At 65.8% G+C, this 17,533-nt stretch carries 8 protein-coding genes; 7 read left to right on the forward strand and 1 reads right to left on the reverse strand.

Annotation, left to right across the window (positions count from 1 at the left end):
• The first annotated feature begins 1 nt into the window (after position 1).
• Genes dpdF through ENSA5_RS18185 form a run of 7 tightly spaced genes read left to right on the forward strand, consistent with a single transcriptional unit; the run spans position 2 to position 14,984 of the window.
• Positions 2-2,596 carry a protein DpdF gene (dpdF, locus tag ENSA5_RS36075; protein ID WP_258182909.1) on the forward strand — a complete coding sequence of 865 codons (2,595 nt, stop codon included), beginning with the start codon at positions 2-4 and terminating at the stop codon, positions 2,594-2,596.
• Positions 2,593-3,504: a protein DpdG gene (dpdG, locus tag ENSA5_RS18160; RefSeq protein ID WP_106392943.1), complete on the forward strand. Its 912-nt coding sequence runs from the start codon at positions 2,593-2,595 to the stop codon at positions 3,502-3,504. The genes dpdF and dpdG overlap by 4 nt, the downstream gene beginning before the upstream one ends.
• The gene (gene dpdH / locus ENSA5_RS18165; protein ID WP_106392944.1) at positions 3,501-6,611 is read left to right on the forward strand and encodes a protein DpdH; all 3,111 of its coding nucleotides are present in this window, start codon (positions 3,501-3,503) and stop codon (positions 6,609-6,611) included. The genes dpdG and dpdH overlap by 4 nt, the downstream gene beginning before the upstream one ends.
• The gene (locus tag ENSA5_RS18170; RefSeq protein ID WP_106392945.1) at positions 6,608-7,312 is read left to right on the forward strand and encodes a hypothetical protein; all 705 of its coding nucleotides are present in this window, start codon (positions 6,608-6,610) and stop codon (positions 7,310-7,312) included. The genes dpdH and ENSA5_RS18170 overlap by 4 nt, the downstream gene beginning before the upstream one ends.
• Complete coding sequence (gene dpdJ / locus ENSA5_RS18175) at positions 7,248-11,798, forward strand: protein DpdJ (protein ID WP_106392946.1); 4,551 nt, start codon at positions 7,248-7,250, stop codon at positions 11,796-11,798. The genes ENSA5_RS18170 and dpdJ overlap by 65 nt, the downstream gene beginning before the upstream one ends.
• Complete coding sequence (gene dpdK, locus ENSA5_RS18180; RefSeq protein ID WP_106392947.1) at positions 11,795-12,328, forward strand: phospholipase D-like domain-containing protein DpdK; 534 nt, start codon at positions 11,795-11,797, stop codon at positions 12,326-12,328. The genes dpdJ and dpdK overlap by 4 nt, the downstream gene beginning before the upstream one ends.
• Positions 12,315-14,984, forward strand: coding sequence for a hypothetical protein (locus ENSA5_RS18185; protein ID WP_106392948.1), 2,670 nt, complete (start codon positions 12,315-12,317; stop codon positions 14,982-14,984). The genes dpdK and ENSA5_RS18185 overlap by 14 nt, the downstream gene beginning before the upstream one ends.
• Positions 14,985-15,169: 185 nt before the next feature.
• Here ENSA5_RS18185 and ENSA5_RS18190 read toward each other — a convergent pair whose 3' ends face one another.
• Complete coding sequence (locus ENSA5_RS18190; protein ID WP_106392949.1) at positions 15,170-17,518, reverse strand: efflux RND transporter permease subunit; 2,349 nt, start codon at positions 17,516-17,518, stop codon at positions 15,170-15,172.
• Positions 17,519-17,533 lie beyond the last annotated feature (15 nt).

Consider the following 17,533-nt stretch of genomic DNA (forward strand, 5'->3'; position numbering starts at 1 on the left):
GATGAACGACTTCAGCCAACTCGCCCGACTTCTTCGCGGGTGGCCCGAACTCGACGTGGAGGCCCACGCGTTCGAGACCGACAACTATCGTCGGTTGTTCACCGCGCTCGAGACCTCGCGCGAGCGCCCCGAAGAGATCGGCAGCGGAGACCTCGCAGGCCTCGTCCGTCAGGTGTTGCGCGGCATGGGTCGCAGCGACGCCGAACTCGATGTCCCGCGAACTCGCCCCTGGCCGTCTCGCGCGCAGTGGGAGGCGAGCGGGGTCGAGGTCGTGCTCTCACCAGCGACCCACTATCGAGTGCGCGCGCGGCCTTGGCGACCGAGGTGGATCGCAGACGGTGATCTCGAGTCTACTGCGCTCGGTGAGCCTGAAGTCCCGGTGGAGACGAGCGAACTGCCCGTCGATCCGGTCACGGCAGCGACGCTGGGTATCTCTGGCTACCGCTCGCCCGGGCAAGCGGCGGCGATCCGCACCGTTGCGCTGCTCGAGCCCGGCCAGACCCTCGTGGTTGGCCTGCCGACTGGATCGGGCAAGACCCTCGCCATGCAAATGGCGGCCATTCGCGCGGCCAAGCGCGGCATGCTCTCGGTCATCGTTGTGCCAACCACGGCGCTGGCTGAGGACCAGGGCGCGCGTATGCAACGACGTCTCGAGCGCTCGCTTCCCGACCAAGCCACCTACACTATTGCTTACCACGGCGGGCTCGATCCCGAGGACAAGCAGGCACTTCGCCAGCGGCTCAACACCCGTCGTCAGTGCATCGTAATAGCCTCGCCGGAAGCCGTTGTCAGCGGACTGCGGCCGATCCTCGATCGCGCCGCTCGACAAGGTGCGCTCGCGTGGGTTGTGGTCGACGAGGCACACATGATCAGCCAGTGGGGCGACGATTTTCGCCCGGAGTTCCAGTTTCTCGCAGCCTGTGTATCGAGTTGGCGCGAGGTCTCGCCTCCCGAGCAGTCACCGCGAGCCCTGTTGCTCAGCGCGACCTTGACCGACGAAAGCGTGGCCACGATGCGGACCCTGTTCGCGCATGACGACGCACGGGCCTTTCACGTGCTCGTCGCGCCCGAGCTTCGCACCGAACCGCACTACTGGATAAGCGAAGCATCTTCAGTCAGCGAGCGCGAGCAGCGTGTGCTGGAGGCGGTCCGCCACCTGCCGCGTCCACTGCTCATCTACACAGCCAAGCGCGACGATGCCGCTCGGTTGCACGATCAGCTGCGCACGGGCCTCGATCTTCGGCGTGCGGCGCTGTTTCGTGGGGGCGACGCAGGCACGCTCGAGGGTGCCGTGAAGCTGCGCCAGTGGGCCGAGGGCCGCCTCGACGTTGTCGTAGCGACCTCTGCGTTTGGTCTCGGCATGGACAACAGCCACGTCCGCGCGGTGATCCACGCGTGTATCCCGGAGACCGTCGATCGTTTTTACCAGGAAGTCGGCCGGGGCGGCCGCGACGGTCGTGCTTCGCTGTCACTGTGGCTGCACACGGGTCACGACCTCGCCATCGCCAAGAGGCTCGCCGAGACCCAACTGCTCGGTCTCGACCGCGCTTGGGATCGCTGGTCGGTGCTGAAGAACAACGGCGAGTTCGTGCTCGGGCAGGACGACTGTTTGCGCGTGCGTCTCGACGACATGCCCCCGGATCTGCGCCAAGAAAATGAGGTCAATCGCGCATGGAACGTCCGACTGCTGACGCTCATGGCCCGCGCGGGGCTGGTCCGCCTCGCTACGGAACAGCTCGAATTGCCGGAGCGGGAGCCCGACGAGTCCGACATTGCCTACGACAATCGCTGTCACCAGGCGATGAACCTCGCGTTTGGCCACGCGGTCATCCACACTCCCGTGAGCATCAGCAAGGCGGTCTTTGACGACCGTGTCGCGGCGACCCGGGCCCAGGCGCGCAACTACGACAGGCGAGACCAGGAGCGCCTGCAGGATCTGCTCCACGTGCGCCGTCCCTTCAACGAGATTTTTGCCGAGACGTACACCCTGAAGCTCGGTCCACGGACCGTGGAGCCCCTGGCGTTTGGCGGCCAGTGTCCGCGCACACGGACGGCCAGGCCGATTCCGCGAAGCCGGCCGCCGATCGCCTTCAGCGAGGGGCTGCTCGCCGAACGCAGCTCGCAGCTCGACCTCGGTATGCGGCCCACGCCGCGCCACGTCTGGATCACCTACGGCCCACCCCCAACCAACAAGTTCAAGCGCAATAGTTGGCTCGGACCCTTTCGCAGCTTGCTGAGGTATCTGCTTGTCCGTGGGTTCCTCGAGTTCGCGGTCGCCGACGGCTTTCGTGATCTGGTCGAGGCGTCCGAACTTCCCGCGATGTCTCCAGCCGATTTTTTGGTCCTGCGCGGACTAGGCGACCGCGATGGTTTCTCCATCGAAGGGGCAACGGAGCTCCCGCTCCCGCGCTTGAGTCTGGTCTCACCAGATACCCGCTCGGGCAAGGACCTCGTCGCGCTCACCATCCTCGACCGACCATGTCACGTGATAGTGTTCCCTGAGTCTGTGCGCGATCATGAACGTCCCGATCGACTGTTCACCGACACCCGACCACACTATCGTCTCGATAGGCTCATCAACCAGTGGTCACTATGAGCATACTCAACTACGCAAACGACGGCCGTCCCCCGATTCTGCTCGTGGTCTGGCGGGCGCTGCGGCATCTTGGCCCGACCAGTGAAGACCGCATAAAGAAGCTGTGCGCACCCGAGTCGATCGGTGACGCTAAGCACGTCGGCAATACGATCCTGCGCTACAAGCAACTCGGCGTATTCGTCACCAGGGGCGAAAAGCTCGCTCTCGCGTCGCCCTTCGACAGGCTCTCTCTTGACGGCGACGCTCAGTATCGGGCGTTTCGCCGCGAGGTGCGGCGGCGTGTGCTGCTGCCCGAGAACAATGAGGACTTTCTTCGCCGCGAGCCATCGGGGGCCGCGGACTTTACCCTGGCTTGCGCGTGGATGCTGTCCGTCGACGTGTACAAGCCCGACCTCCACCGGCACTCGGTCGTTCAGAACCTCGAGAAAGACCACCTCAAGAACATCATTCCGGGCGGTTCCAAGCAGGCCGATAAGTACGTGCTCCAAAACGATGTGCGTTGGAACGCATTCAAGGCATGGATGCCGTTCTTTGGCTTCGCCTGGAACGAGCCGTTCCAACTCGATCCGAGCGAGGCGATCGAGGACGAGTTGTCCGAGATGTTGACCGCGAACGAGTGGGTCACGATCAATCGCTTCATGGTCAATCTCGGGCAGACCATTCCGGTGCTCGCCGAGGGTGATTACGTCTCGCGCGCCCGCGCGCGAGCCGAGGCCGACGATCAGTGGCGCCGCTTCGATGCCAACGAGATCCCGCCCGCGGTTACGCGAGCGCTGCTCGGATTGGAGGCCATTGGCTCTCTCGAACTCGACGACCGGGCTGACGCCGACCGCCAGGTCATGCTCGGCTCGGGTTTTCGACCGCTGTGCAACGTTACCCACGTGAGGGCCAAGGAGGTCGGGTCATGAGCGCCCTCGACCAACTCTGGCCGGGGCTCGAGCAGACGCGCGCGACCCTGGGCACCGACGCTCAGAGCCTCGCGCCGCACGTGCTGCTCGCCGTCCATCAGCCCATGAAATTTCGCCGCGTCGAGTGGGGCAAAGAGGCCAGCGAGTCCCCCCTGCGCGACGAGTACGAGATTCTCAACGCACTGCTGGCGCCTGAGAGCGACGGCTGGACGATCGTCCCCATCGAGGGCGAGTCTGGCGTCGGCAAGTCGCACGTCGTCAAGTGGCTTGAGGCTCAGTTGCATGCCCGTGATGACGCTGCGCAGCGCCACGTCATCCTCGTCCCCAAAAATTCCAGCCTCAAGTCGATCATTCGTTTGATCCTCGATCGTCTCGACGGTCCCGAGTTCGATGAGATACGCGCAGCGCTCGAGCGTGCCAGCGAGAGCATCCCCGAGGTCGCGGCCCGGCAGTTGCGAACCCAAATCGTAGTCGCACTGCGCGAGGAGGCCAAGGACGCAAACCAACGGCGTCGGGCGGGTACCCGCTCGCAGGAGGACGCCGAGATCGAGTGGGGCGCGACGGTCGCCGCGCTACTCGACGAGCCCGCGTTTTGGGCGCAGCGCTTCTTGGGCGATCCGGACCGCGACCCCGGTGTCGTGATGCAGATCGTTCGTAACCTTTCGTACGAGGGCGCCATCGAAGTGCGTCGCTTCGAAGCCGGAGATTTCCAGGACCTCGGTGAGTTGGTTCCGGTCAAGGATCTGAGCAAGAGCGTGCGTAAGCTCGTCCCCATGTTGCAAAGCGCGACGCGGCGGGAGCAGGTTGCGGGTCTGTACAATCGTGTGCTCGATCGTGCGACCCAGAGCCTGCTGGACCTGGGCGGCACGCCGCTGAGTGAGGTGTTCCTGCGCCTGCGCGAGGCGTTGCTCGCCCGCGAACAAGAGTTGGTCATTCTCGTCGAGGACTTCGCCGTGCTCTCGGGGATGCAAGAGGCGCTGTTGCGCGCCCTGGTCCAGGAAGGGCGCGTCGACGGTCAGCGACGGTACTGCACGATTCGCAGCGCGCTCGCCTATACCCGCGGAACTCGGGTGATTGGGAGTCTCGACACGCTCCAGACCCGGGCGAACGTGCGTTGGGTGATTGAGGACAAACTCGCGGACGAACACGAGATCATTGAGCGCGCGATCGAACTCGTGGGGGCCTACCTCAATGCAGCCCGCTGGGGCGAAGCCAAGCTGAGCACGCTTCGGATTCCAAGCATACACGGCGAGGCGGGCCCTCGAGTCCCGAAGCACCAACCCGAGGACGTGAGCCCTAACGAGCAAGAAACTATCGAAGCGTTCGGGAGTAGTCATGGGGGCTTTCCCTTGTTTCCTTTCAACCGGGAGGCCATCGGCTCACTCGTTCGCGAAAAGTGCGCGATTGCCGGCAGGCTCGTGTTCAATCCGCGTTTGATCATTAACCGGATAGTGCTCGAGGTCATCGAGTTACGCAGGCACTACGAGCGCGGTCTGTTTCCTCCACCGAGTCTGTCCACGAATACCGAGAGCCTTGTGATCGCTACGGATGTTATCGGCGCGATCGATGCGCAGTCGCAGGGGCACTACAAACGCGTGATGACCTTCGTGAGCTACTGGGGCGGTAACCCGGACTCGCTTGGCATCGCGGCCCGGATTTCGCCGCTGCTATATTGTGCCTTCGATATCCCTGTGATTGACTTTGGCGCGGCCACGCCAAAGAAACAGTCGCGGCAGTCCACGCCAAAGCAGCGAGGCGCCTCGTCCCTGCCCGACAAACCCGTCGTCGCTACGGATCCCTTCGACCGGAAGTGGAAGGACCTTCTCGACAAATGGCAGCGTGGAATCCAATTGGTCCAGCGACGGGCCGGTGAAATTCGTAAGGCCATGGCCGCCGCGATGTATGCGAGCTTCCCTCACGACTGGGCGGGCAGTCGACCACCCTGGGAGACGTCAGCACTCGAGGCAAAAGAAGCGCTCGGTTCGAAACACACATATGTACCGAACGCTCGTGGCGGGGGTGGCCTCAGCTTCGCGGACGCCGCGATCGTGCTGTGTGAGGACGACGTCTGGGCCGACGCGCGTCGGGCTGTACCGTACCGCAAAGAGCTTGAGGCCGTGCTCCGGTTTCACGACGTCCCCGAGACCAAGGGACGGTGGGACTACGTGGGCGGGGAGGTCCAGGCAGCCCACTACGCTCGCTTCGTCACCCGTCGACGTCCGCGCTACCTCGCGGCGGCGGCAGCCGAGCGAGCCAAGCGAGCCAAGGCGAGTACACGGACCCTCGTGGAAGTCCGTCTGCTCAGCGCCGCGGTGCTCGGTCATGCCGTCAGCGGAGGCAACCACCTCGACGCCGCCCTCGACGTACTCATGCGCGAACTGCCCCAGCAGCCGGTGCGCTCGGAGCTGTCGGGGGATTGGCGCAGGCTGCTCGAGTTCGCTGGGCGGCGGGCCCGCGAGGCCTGGGCGCACCTCGTCGACCTCGTCGCCGTGCGCCAGGGCTATGGTAAGCGCCTCGGAACGCGCATCCTCGCCATTGACATCGTCGAGGTCGACGCCGCCGCGCGCGAGTTCATGAAGACCTGGACGCTGACAGACAAGTCGAACGACCTGCGTCGCCCGCTCGACAAGGGCCTGGCCTCACGGAGCAGCGAGCTCGCCCGGTGGTGCAACTCGGTCACCGGCTGGCTCGGCGACAGCTTCGACAAGGACGAGTTCATGGCGGAGATCAGCTCACTCCTGACCGAGGCCAAGGCCAGCAAGCACGAGCAGCTCGTGCCCGACGACGAGATCAAGACGCTGCGCAACCAGCTAAAACGGTTTCGTGACGCGCGCGTTGCCGAAGCCCTCACCAAAGCTCAGCGCGGTAGCACTGGCGAATGGGGCCCGGTTACGCTCGCCGCTTTGGCCTACGACGACGCCGAAGCCATGCGCATCACCAACGAACTCGGTGGCCTCCTCGAGCGCATGCTCGGGCGTGTCGAGGGACGGCTCGAGGCGACGGCGGGTACGGGAGCCAAGGCACGCGAGCAGATGGCCCGCGAAGTCGAGCGTGAGCTCGAGCTGCTGCAAAACGCGCTCGACTCCTGGGGGGAGGCAACGTCATGACGGCGCTTGAGCGGGCGAAGCGGCTGCGCGAGCAGCTCGAGTTGAGCAAGGACGACGCCAAACACCACGACGATGCCAAAGCGCTCGAGCAGATGCGCGCCGTGCTCGAGCAGCTGCGCACACAGCTGCTCGAGCAGCTGACCACGGCGAGCCTATTGGTGACCAAGGAGGTGTTCGACGCCGCAGCTATGCCGGCCCTCGACAAGCTGCAAAAGTCGGTGCGCGACAACATCTCGGCGTTCGACGGTACATCCCAGTCTCTGCGCAAGAGCCGTAGGATCACGACGCTCGAGAAGCGCGCGAAGAAGGTAATCGGCACGCTCGAGGAGGCCCTCACCGAAGCCTGGGCGAACGAGTTCGCCTCGGCCCCCAGCCCGCAGATGCAATTGCTTGGGCAGATCGAAAAGGTCCCTGGGCAGGCCGAACTCGTGGCCCGAATTCGCGCAGCCAACACTCAGCTGCAAAGCTTTCGAAGCACCGTTCCGACGCACGAGGAGACATGGACGAGGTACCTTCATGTGCGCGACGATCTTGAGGTGCTCCTGGCAAATCTTGGCGCCGAAGCCTTTCCGGCGTCAGCCCTGGCGTTTTGTAAGGCCGCGCAGGCTGGCGGCGCGTCCGTCGACATGTTGACCGATGAAGTCCGCGAGTGGCTCGAGCAGCACGAACTGCTCGACAGCCTGCGGATTCGCTTCGTATAGGCGGGCTTCGATGGACTCAATCGCCCCCATTGCTCTCCTCATCCTCGACGAACTCCAGCGTCGCGAGGCGCGACTGCTCGCGTGGGGCATGGTCGACGGCGCCTTTACCGAGGACGAACTCATCGAAATAGCGACCGAGGTGGTCGAGCGCGAGGGCGCGACGGAGGACCCCGAGGACGCGCTGCAGTGGTTGACCGACGCCGTGCTGCTCGTGCTGCTCGAGCCCAACCACACGGGCCGCTACCGTACGCGCATGGGAGAGGGCGTGCGCTTGTTCGCCAGCTTACGCCAGTGGTTCCCCACGCAACGCTGGACGGCAGCGACGCCGCTCGTCGCCGACTTTCGTTTCGTATTGCGCCCACGTCGCTATCCCGCGCGCAATATCCCCGTCACCGACGCGCTCGCCAGGATCGAGCAGCATGTGCGCTGTGACGACCTCCAGCGCAGCGTCGCCTTGGCCCTACTCGGTGGCGCGGACTCGACCTGGCAGCTGGCCGACTTCCAGGTCGAGGCGACCCAACGTGTCTTGAGCGAGGCGACCTCGAATCGCACTTCGGCGACGATCGTGTGCGCGGGCACAGGCAGTGGCAAGACTCTTGCTTTCTATCTCCCGGCGTTCATGCACATAGCCCGACAGATGTCGAGCGAGCCCTCGACCCAGTGTCTCGCGCTGTACCCGAGGATCGAGCTGCTGCGTGACCAGCTGTCCACGGCGGTCGCCAACGCGACTCGGGTCGAGTCGGTCTTGCGCCGCCATCATGGCCGACCGATGTCGATCGGCGTGCTCTACGGTGGCGTGCCTCGCCGGGCCGCGGGAGTTGAGGCCCACTACAACGAACGGGCGTGGCCGCTGCTTGACGCTAGGGGCGCGCGCGCGCGTCGCTGCCCCTACCTCGACTGCCCCGACTGCGGCGGCGCTCTCGCTTGGCCCGAAACCGATCGCGCCCGCGAGGTCGAGCGGCTCGTATGTACGCGCTGCGAGTTCACGCTCGACGGCGAACGCCTTCGCCTGACCCGCAAGAGCATGTGCGATCGGCCCCCCGATCTGCTGTTCACGACCACGGAGATGCTCAATCGCAGCCTCGCCAACTGCCAGCACTGGCCGTTATTCGGCCTCGGCAATCGGCGTCCTCCCTCCTTGGTCTTGCTCGATGAGGTCCACACCTACGGTGGCAGCTCCGGGGCGCAGGTCGGGCTGACGCTGCGACGCTGGCGACATCGCAGCGGTGCCCAGCCCCACTTCGTTGGTTTGTCCGCGACCCTCGCTGAGGCTACGCGATTCATGAGCCAGCTCGTCGGCACGTATGCCAGCCGAGTGGCGACGATCGAGCCACGAGTGTTTGTGACCGAGGGCTGCGAGCAGATCCTCGCGTTGCGCAGCCGGCCCAAGGTGGCGACGCTGTCGACGACGATCCAGGCCTCGATGCTGCTGCGTCGCTTGCTCGACGCCGAGTCATGCAAGAGTAAGGGGGCCGCCGGTGAGCGCATCTTCGTGTTCACGGACAACCTCGATGTCACCAACCGTCTGTACTTTCAGCTCGGGGACGCCGAGGGCTGGTACCGCCCCCATCGACCACGGCGCCCGGCGCCCCACCCACCGCTGGCCTCGCTGCGTCGCCGCGGTGACCACGAGTACGCGGCGCGCCTCGCCGCCGGCCAGGCCTGGTCCGTCTGTGAGGACATCGGGCACGCGCTCGACCCGAAGCACCGGGCGATCGTGAGCCGCACCAGTTCGCAGGACACCGGCGTGACCGGTGACGCGGAGATCGTCGTCGCTACGGCCTCGCTCGAGGTTGGCTTCGACGATCCGAAGGTCGGCGGGATCGTCCAACATGGCGCTCCCCTCGATCCCGCCGCGTACCTGCAACGCAGGGGGCGCGCCGGGCGCGGTCGCGTCATGCGGCCGTGGACGGTTGTTGTGCTCTCGGATTGGGGCAAGGACAAGCAAGCCTATCGCGCTTACGAACACCTGTTCTCGCCCCATGTGCCGCCGCGACACCTGCCGATCAAAAATCGCCATGTGCTGCGCATGCAAGCGACCTTGGCGTGCATGGATTGGCTCGCCGGGCAGATTGAATCCGGGGATCTTTGGCAGGATCTTGGCCGGCCCGCGCGGGACGATCGAGATCGCGCACGCCAGCGGGCGATCGCTGAGCATGTCGAGCGCCTGCTGCAAGACGCCCGACTGCGCGACAGCTTCGCCCGCTACCTCCGCGACGCGCTTGGCCTCAAGAGCGTCGACGAGGCCTTGGCATTACTGTGGGAGCCACCACGCTCGCTGGTGTTCTCGGTCTGGCCGACGCTGATCCGACGCATCGAGCGGCAGTGGCGGCGCGTCGATGGTGGACACGACAACCTCGCCCGCCATCCACTGCCCGAATTCATCCCGCGCGCGCTGTTCGAGGATCTCAACCTCCCCGAGGTAGCGATTCGCTTGTGCCAGTCTGAGGCGTCTCGCCGCTCGAGCGACGTCTCCGAAGAGTGGATGCCGATCCGCCAGGCCCTGTCCGAATTTGCTCCCGGCCGGGTGTCGCGACGCTTCGGTGTCGCGCACGCTCTCGACGCCCACTGGGTTCCTCCACCCGAGATCATTCCCGGCTCACTGGACATCGAGAGCTTCTGCCCGGCCCCCGATGCGCAGGCGCTTGGCGAGTTCCAGTACGTCGTCGAGGGGGCCATTCGCTCGGTGCCAGTGATTCGGCCCTATCGGATCCATACAGAGCAACCCCCAAGGACGATCAACGACCGCTCCAACTCGCGGCCGATCTGGCACACGCAGATTATCGCGGACGCGTCGGGGACGATGCTTGAGATGCCCCGCGGTAGCGCGTGGGGTCGGGTGATGAGTGTCTGCTTTCACACACACATGCACGGCAACCCAGTCGAGCTTCGCCGGTTCTCGACGGCGACCCAGGCCGATCGACGCCAGCGCGACGGGACTCGTGCGAAAGGCCAGATCCACTATCTCGCGGGGGAGACGCCCGTGGGGCTGGGTTATCGCGCGAGCGTCGACGCGATCGTCGTCGACCTCGCGCTGCCAGATGACATCGTCTCGATCGTGTCCCGCGATCCCGCATTGGTCCGCAGTCTGCGCGTCAGCTTGTTTCGCCACCGCGCCAGCGTTGATTCGGATCTCGCGCACCTCGATGCCTTCGAGTTGCAGGTGTTGCTCGAACTCTATCTCGCCTGTGTGGTCGTCTCGGCCGAGCAGCAGGAGTCGTCGACGCGCGAGGCGATCGATCGTATCGCCGCGGGCCGCGCGGCGCACCTCGCTAATCGCCTGTACCCGATTTTGCGCGCCGAGCACGACGCACAAAACGGCGAAGATGAGAACTCGCTGACCACGCCCCTCGAAGATCCGCAGGTCCGCGCAGGCCTGACCCGCGCGGCCGAGGTCCTGGTCCGACCCCTCGCGGCCGAGGATGAGCCACGCCTACGCGAGATGACCAAGGCCACCATCGGTGGGGCTCTGGTCGGCGCTTGCAGCCGCTTGTGCCCCCAGGTCGACGCGGGTGACCTCTTTGTCGAGCTTTCGCCTGGGCCTCCAACCGCCACCGAGTTGCCTCCCGAGCAGTTGTGGCTGACGGAGGCGACCGTTGGCGGGGCGGGGTTCGTCGAGGAGGTGCAGCGTCGCTTTTCCAAGGATCCGCGTCGCTTCGTCCAGCTACTGGAGGTCGAACTCGAGCCATCCGATCACGAAGAGGTCGACCACGATCTACGTCGGGTCATCGCAGCCCTGGATCCGGACGATCCAGCATACAACAGCGAGTTCGCTAGCAGCGTCGCGGACTTTCGTGAGGCGAGCAGCTTCGCGGACCAACACCGTCGCTTCGAGAACGTGCGCGAGCAGTTGCGCGCGCGAGGCCTCGCTACCACGCACGCTTCGACGAGTGCGCTAGCGCTGAGGGTGCTGCGCGCGGGCTCGAGCGCCCGCACCGACGCGTTGCTCGCTAGTCTCGTCTGCCATCGCGATCGGGTTGAAGCGCGCCTCGAATTCGAGGTTGGCGACGCGAGCTTGTCCGCGTTGCTGGCCGAGGACCCCGAGTTTGTTCGTCATTTCGCCGATGCCCTACCTGAGTGGACCCGCGGCCACGAGCCCGCAGTTTTGTTCAACTTCGTCGTCGCGCAGTGTTGGCCTCACGGTGCGTCTGTCCGTGATCGTGCGCTCGCGTTTTGGAGCCCCTTCGCGTCGACGCCGACGTGCGATCGCTTGCTCCTGCATGCCATCGTTCCTCACGCGATCGTGACCTTCTGCATTACTGACGAGCACTGGCGCAGCGCGCTCGACGACGCCTTGCGCCAGCACGGGCGCGCGGGCTTGCGCGCGAGCATGGACCAACTCGCGGAGTTGCGCCGCGCAGTCCTCGAACTCAGCTCTACGCCCCTCGAACTTGACTCCTTGCTCGTTTATGCTCGCGTCCGGGCCTGCCGACGCACGACGGAAGGCATGACCCTGATTTTCGATATGCCGGAGGCCTTCCAGTGACCGTTGCACGCGACATCTTTCGTCACTCTCGCTACGCTCGCAACGAAGTCCGTGAGCTGCTGCAGAGCGTGTTCGTAGCGGAACTCCTGAAGCCGAGCCCGGAGTTGTGGCTGGTGTCACCGTGGCTGAGTGACATCGAGGTCATTCGTGATACCGCGGGCGCGTTTGGGGCGCTGACCGAAGGCGATTCGACCACGACCCTAACCATGTCCGCGGCTCTGACTCGGCTCGCCATGAGGGGCACACTGGTTCGCGTCGTCACTCGTCCACGAGCCAGTACGGAGATTTATAACTCACTCGCGCGTCGCGGGGCGATGGGGCTCGACAATTTTGCGTGGAGGGAGGCGTCGGAGCTTCACACCAAAGGCCTAGTCGGTCACGGCTATCGCGTCATGGGGTCGATGAATTTTACTTTCTCTGGTGTCGATATTAACGATGAAGCGGTCCGCTTCGATCGTGATAATGGCGCCATCGCGCGGACGCGTCTGCAGTTCGAGCACGATTATGGAGGCTTGGATGCTCGATCGTGATGCTCGCGTCGCCCTGGCCGCTGGGTTCTTCGCAGGCGACAATCAGATCACGTGGTCAATGATCGAGCGGGGGACGTTCGAACCAGGAGTCGCGCGCGCGCTGGAGCCCTGGCTCAATCGGCTCATCGATGGCGATGACCCGGTGTTCTTGCCCTACAAGGCTGCGAATGTCACCGTGTGGTACGCCGCTTCGTACACCAATCGCGGCTTCAGGCACCTGCAGGAGGCGCTGACGGCGTTCGTCGGCCCGAGTTACTCGAACTACGTGGGGCAGCCGACCCGCCTCGACGCGAGCGCTCCTTCGCAGCGCGCACTGATTCAGGCATTTGGTCCTCGCGTGATACGTTTCGAGGTCAAAGACGAGTATCGCAAGTTCGTGCACGCGCGCCTCATACAGTTCGTTGAACTGCGGGGCCTGACCCCCAGCCGCAGCGAGAACGTGGCTCGCCCGACTGGTCGGATCCTCTCTGACTTCGATGAGGCTCTGCGTCTAGGTGCGCTCGACATCGCTCGTGTCTGTATCGAAGAACTCGAGTCGGGCGGACACCTCGACGCGCAGAATATCCTATACCTACGCATCTGCCTTAACGAAGCGAGCCTTAATTGGCAAGATATCCTCGATGCGGAGGCACGTTATTGCATGATCAGCGCGGCGCGGCGACCCCGACTCGTTAGCCAGGCGTTGCTGCGCGCAGTCTATGTCAGCCGCCTCGCGGGTTACCAGGCGGGCGAAGATCCCGAGGGCGCCCTGGCGCAGTTTCGTTCGAGCGTCGTTTCTGAGATCGGACCGCTGCTGACCACGCGAGCGATCTACGACTGCCCCGAGGCCGACGTCATGTTCACGCTGCTTGGAATCGTCGAGGGGCACGGCGCCGATTGCTTACGTGGCTCGCTCGCGGTCATCGAGGAAGACTCGCAGTGGCGTGCCTGGATCGAGCAACTGCTCGCTCTCGCTGAACCCGGGCCCGGTCCTTCCGCCGGCGCGCCCTCCGATCCGCTGGGGCGCGCGCGGGGCCTGCAAAGCAGTGGCACGCTCGACGCGGCCTGGACGCTGCTTCTATCGCTGCCTGACTCGCCTGAGGTCGTACTCGAGTTGCTGCGCTGCGCTTGCGACATCAGTACGCTTGCGTGTGCTCGCGTCGCGCTCGACCGTTTCGACGACCTCACGCCCGAGGACCGGGTTTCGCTCGCCAGTCGGCGCACAATCGCCGGTTATCTTCGGCAATTGCGCGAGTTGCTGCCGGACGACTCAAGCTACCAGCGCTTGCGTGAGCGCTTTGACGGCGCAAAAAGGTGCGTGCGAGACCAGCCCGAAATCACGCTCGCGGACTGTAATCAGATTGTCGAGCAACTGGTCCTTGACGCCTACCGGCGCCATGTAGGTCCGCTGCCGCCGCGACGCCAGCCGGACGAGTTGCTCATTAGCGCGCACTTCCGTCAGCACTCAAGCGGCCGAGTCGTGCGCCTGATGCGAGGCGTGCTTGAACTTGGAGGCCATAGCGACCCCGACGACCTGCCCAGCCCGCGAGATGTCGAGCGGGTGGTCGAGGATGTCGAGGAACTGCTCGAACACTACGCGCCACAATACTGGCACGCGGCGCCCGAGCCGAGCGAAGGCAGTCTGACCTCCGCAGACGCGCCCGGAGCAACGACTCCGGCGATCCCATCTAGCTGGCTTCAGTGGGTAGAGGCCGTCAAGGACAACCAAGAGTGGATGGATGCCGCGGTGGTCGCAAAGCGCGGGTCGTTCGAGTGGAGCAGCGAGGCGTTCGAGTCCGAGGCGAGCGCGCTTGCCCTGTCCACCTCACTCGGCAGCCTCACGCCACCCGGAGAGACACGCATTCGTGAGGGGCTCCCTTACCTACTCGTTGGGCTGTCCGCCTGTCGGCGGCCCGCGCGAGCCCTTGTGGACGCACTCGAACTGTTGGTCGTGATCCATCTGTCGGATCCCGCCCCCGGGCGTCTGTTCTTTGCCACACTCGCAAATCTCGTCGAACTCATGCTCAGCGTTGGCGTCACGGCCAAGCAATACGCCGAGCTCGTCCGTGAGGCGATGGTGAGTGTCGATGCGCACGGAGCCCCGGCTGAGTTCGATGGCTGTCTCGAACTCCTCGACGTGCTCGTATCCAATAAGCCTCTCGTTCCGCAAACACGCACACAGCTCGCAATGATGGTCATGGAGCTCATGTGCCGCCACTCGCGGCGAGTTAGCGTCGAGCAGCGGCTGCTCCTCGCGGCCTTGCTTAGTGAGCTTGAATTGTCGATACCCGAGCAGTTTCGCCCGGCATCGGACCCGATCAATCCGGAGCCGCTGTCAGCGCTGCGGGGCAAGCACGTCGCGCTGTACTCGCTGAAGCAGACGGTGCTCCATCGCATCTCGAGCCTATTGCGCGCCGCAGTCAAGGAGATTCGGGTCTCAACCTTCGATGACCACGTCGGTGGGAGCGTAGCCTTGCGCGCCGCAGCCCGCTCGGCAGACGTTTTCGTGATTGCCACGGCGGCGGCCAAGCATGCGGCGACAAATTTTATCGAGAGCGAGCGCGGCGACCATGGGGTGACGCTCAAGCCCGCGGGACAGGGGAGTTCGAGCATGCTCCGAACTCTGGTCTCCTACTGCACCGAACACGACCAGCTCTTGAACTCCACCATGACATGATTGTCTGCACTCGAAGCGGTCTGTTTTTATCAGGGATCGAGATGGACGCGGGCTTCAATGTCGAGACCGCCCTATCGAAGTCCTGCGCCCGACGACGTCACTCCAGCGGGAACCGAAGATGACGAGTTTATGCTCTACGACTTGGAAGCGGTGCGACGAGAACGCTCATTGCGAGATAGGGTTCCTCAGTGAGCCCCCAACCCCCGCCCCCCAGCCACCACAATCAACGCCGGCAACACCAACAGATCCATCACCAACGCCAGCCCGATCACCACCGACCCCAGCACCCCAAGCAGCTGCAGCGGCGGAAACGAAGACCCCAGGTTCAGCCCCAGACCGCCCACGATCACCAAGCTCGTCACCGCGACCGCCCGCCCCGAGTGCCGGATCGCCCTCCGGACCGCGTCCTCGACCCTCGCCCCCGCGGCCAACTCCTCGCGCGTCCGAACCATGATGTGCAGCGAGTCATCCACGGCGATCCCCAGCGCCAGCGTCAAGATCACCGCGGCCAGCGGATCCAGGACCTGGGCCAGCACCCCCAGGGTCGCGTAGCCAAGCAGCAGCGGCCCCCCGTTGGGCAGCACCGCGACCAGGGCGGGCCACAAGCTCCGAAACGACAGGCCGATCACGACCAGGACCACCGCAAACACCAGCCCGAAGCTGTCCCGCAGATCCCGAGTGATCCCGTTGACCCCCCGATAGGCGAGCAGCGCGGTCCCGGTCGCGTGGGCCTCGACCTCAGCCCCGGCGAGCCGACCGATCAGCTCGGCCTCGGCACGGTCCGCGAACGCAACAAAGGCCACGCCCCCGGCGTCGGGGAGCCCGGCGTGGATCCGCAGCCGCCGGCCATCGTCCCGCACGAGCCGGTCGAGCGGGGCGTAGGGCGCGATCAGCTCCAGGCGCGCGTCGACCCCGGCCCGCGTCGGCGGGATCGTGCTGCCCTCGCGCATCAGCACCCCGGTCCCGGCGACCACCGTCCCGAGGCCCTCGACGGCGCGGACCTCGGGCTGCTGTGCGAGCCAGACCTCGAACCCGTGGATCGCGGCGAGCAGCGCAGGCTCGCGCAGATCCACGCCCTCGGCCCCACGCAGCTCGAACTCCAGGCCGAGGACCCCGCCGAGCGCCTCGTCGACCCGGGTGCTCGCGACGCGGGTCGGGTGGTCCGCCTCGAGCAAGCCCGACAGGGTGTTGTCGATCTCCACCCGCGTGGCCGGAACGATCGCGAGCAGCAACACCGCCGAGCTCGCGACCAGGACCAGGCCCGGCTGCCGGATCGCAAACTCGACCACCGCGTCGACCGGGCGCAAGCCCGGCAGCTCCGGCGCGAGCTGATCGTCGCGCACGAAGGAGAGCAGCAGCGGCACCAGCACGATGACCGTGACGAAGGCCAGGCCGATCCCGAGCGCCGCATAGAGCCCAAAGCCGCGCAAGATCGGCATGTCGGCGACCGCCAGCGAGGCGAAGCCCGCCGCGGTCGTGACCGAGGTCAAGAGGCAGGCCAGGCCGACCCGCGAGCAGGCCCGGACGATCGCCTCGTCACGGTGCGCGGGGCTCGGGTCGGCCCGCCGCTCTTCGTGGTAGCGCGCGACCACGTGGATCGCGTCGGCGACCGCGATCACGGGCAGCAGGGTGAAGTAGGCCTGATTGAGGAGCCCGACGGCCTCGCCGGTCCAGGCCATGATCCCGACCAGGACCAGGAGCGGGACCGCGGCCGCGACCGCGGGGATCACCACGCCGTGGATCCGCCGAAACACCAGCAGCAGCGCGAGCCCGATGATCGTCACGGTCAGCGGCGCGAAGATCAACTGATCGTGGACGACCAGGGCAAAGAAGCTCGCGCGGGTGGCCGGGACCCCGGCGAGCTCGCGGGTCAGGCCGACCTCGCTCAGGGCGTCGTCGTGCGCGGCGATCACCGCCTCGAGCTCGTCGACGGCGGCCTTGGTCCGCTGGACATCGTCGCTCGAGAACGCGAGCTCGACGACGATCACGGTCTCGCGCCCGTCGGCCGAGAGCAGGGTCGGCACGAAGGGCAGGCGCTCGAGCAGGTCGCGGCGCTGCTCCGGCGTCTGCTCGGCGAGCGCGAGCCTGGCCGCGAGCTCGGGCACAGAGGTCGGCGTCAGCTCGGCCTGGCCGAAGCGCGCGGGCTGGGGCAGGGCCAGGCTCGTGATCGAGCTGACCGCGTCGACCTTGGGCGCGTCGGCCAGCGCGTCGGTCAGCGCAGCGATCGCCGCGAGCCGCTCGGCGCCGAAGACCCCAGCTTCGTCGCCGGGCGCCTCTGGATGAACGAGCACGAGCAGGGTGTCGTCGTCGGCGCCCCAGGTCGCCTGGTGCTCGGCGAAGCGCTGGGCCGCCTCGGACGCGTCGCCGTAGAAGGCCGTCGAGGAGAAGTCGATGCGCAGGCGGGTCAGGCCGAGCGCCGCCGCGACGATCAGCGCGAGCAGGCCGATCAGCGTGGCGGTCCGGCGCCGGAGCACGGCCCTCGTCACCCGCGCCAGGAGGCGGCTCGGCCACGTGGAGTGCTCGCGCTGAGGCACGGGCCGAGTCTATCC

The sequence above is a fragment of the Enhygromyxa salina genome, assembly GCF_002994615.1.
Taxonomy (GTDB): domain Bacteria; phylum Myxococcota_A; class Polyangia; order Nannocystales; family Nannocystaceae; genus Plesiocystis; species Plesiocystis salina_A.

Bases quoted from the DNA above. Each gene is read 5' to 3' on its own strand.
- dpdF (WP_258182909.1), top strand. From the start codon at position 2: ATGAACGACTTCAGCCAACTCGCCCGACTTCTTCGCGGGTGGCCCGAA.
- dpdG (WP_106392943.1), top strand. From the start codon at position 2,593: ATGAGCATACTCAACTACGCAAACGACGGCCGTCCCCCGATTCTGCTC.
- dpdH (WP_106392944.1), top strand. From the start codon at position 3,501: ATGAGCGCCCTCGACCAACTCTGGCCGGGGCTCGAGCAGACGCGCGCG.
- ENSA5_RS18170 (WP_106392945.1), top strand. From the start codon at position 6,608: ATGACGGCGCTTGAGCGGGCGAAGCGGCTGCGCGAGCAGCTCGAGTTG.
- dpdJ (WP_106392946.1), top strand. From the start codon at position 7,248: ATGAAGTCCGCGAGTGGCTCGAGCAGCACGAACTGCTCGACAGCCTGC.
- ENSA5_RS18185 (WP_106392948.1), top strand. From the start codon at position 12,315: ATGCTCGATCGTGATGCTCGCGTCGCCCTGGCCGCTGGGTTCTTCGCA.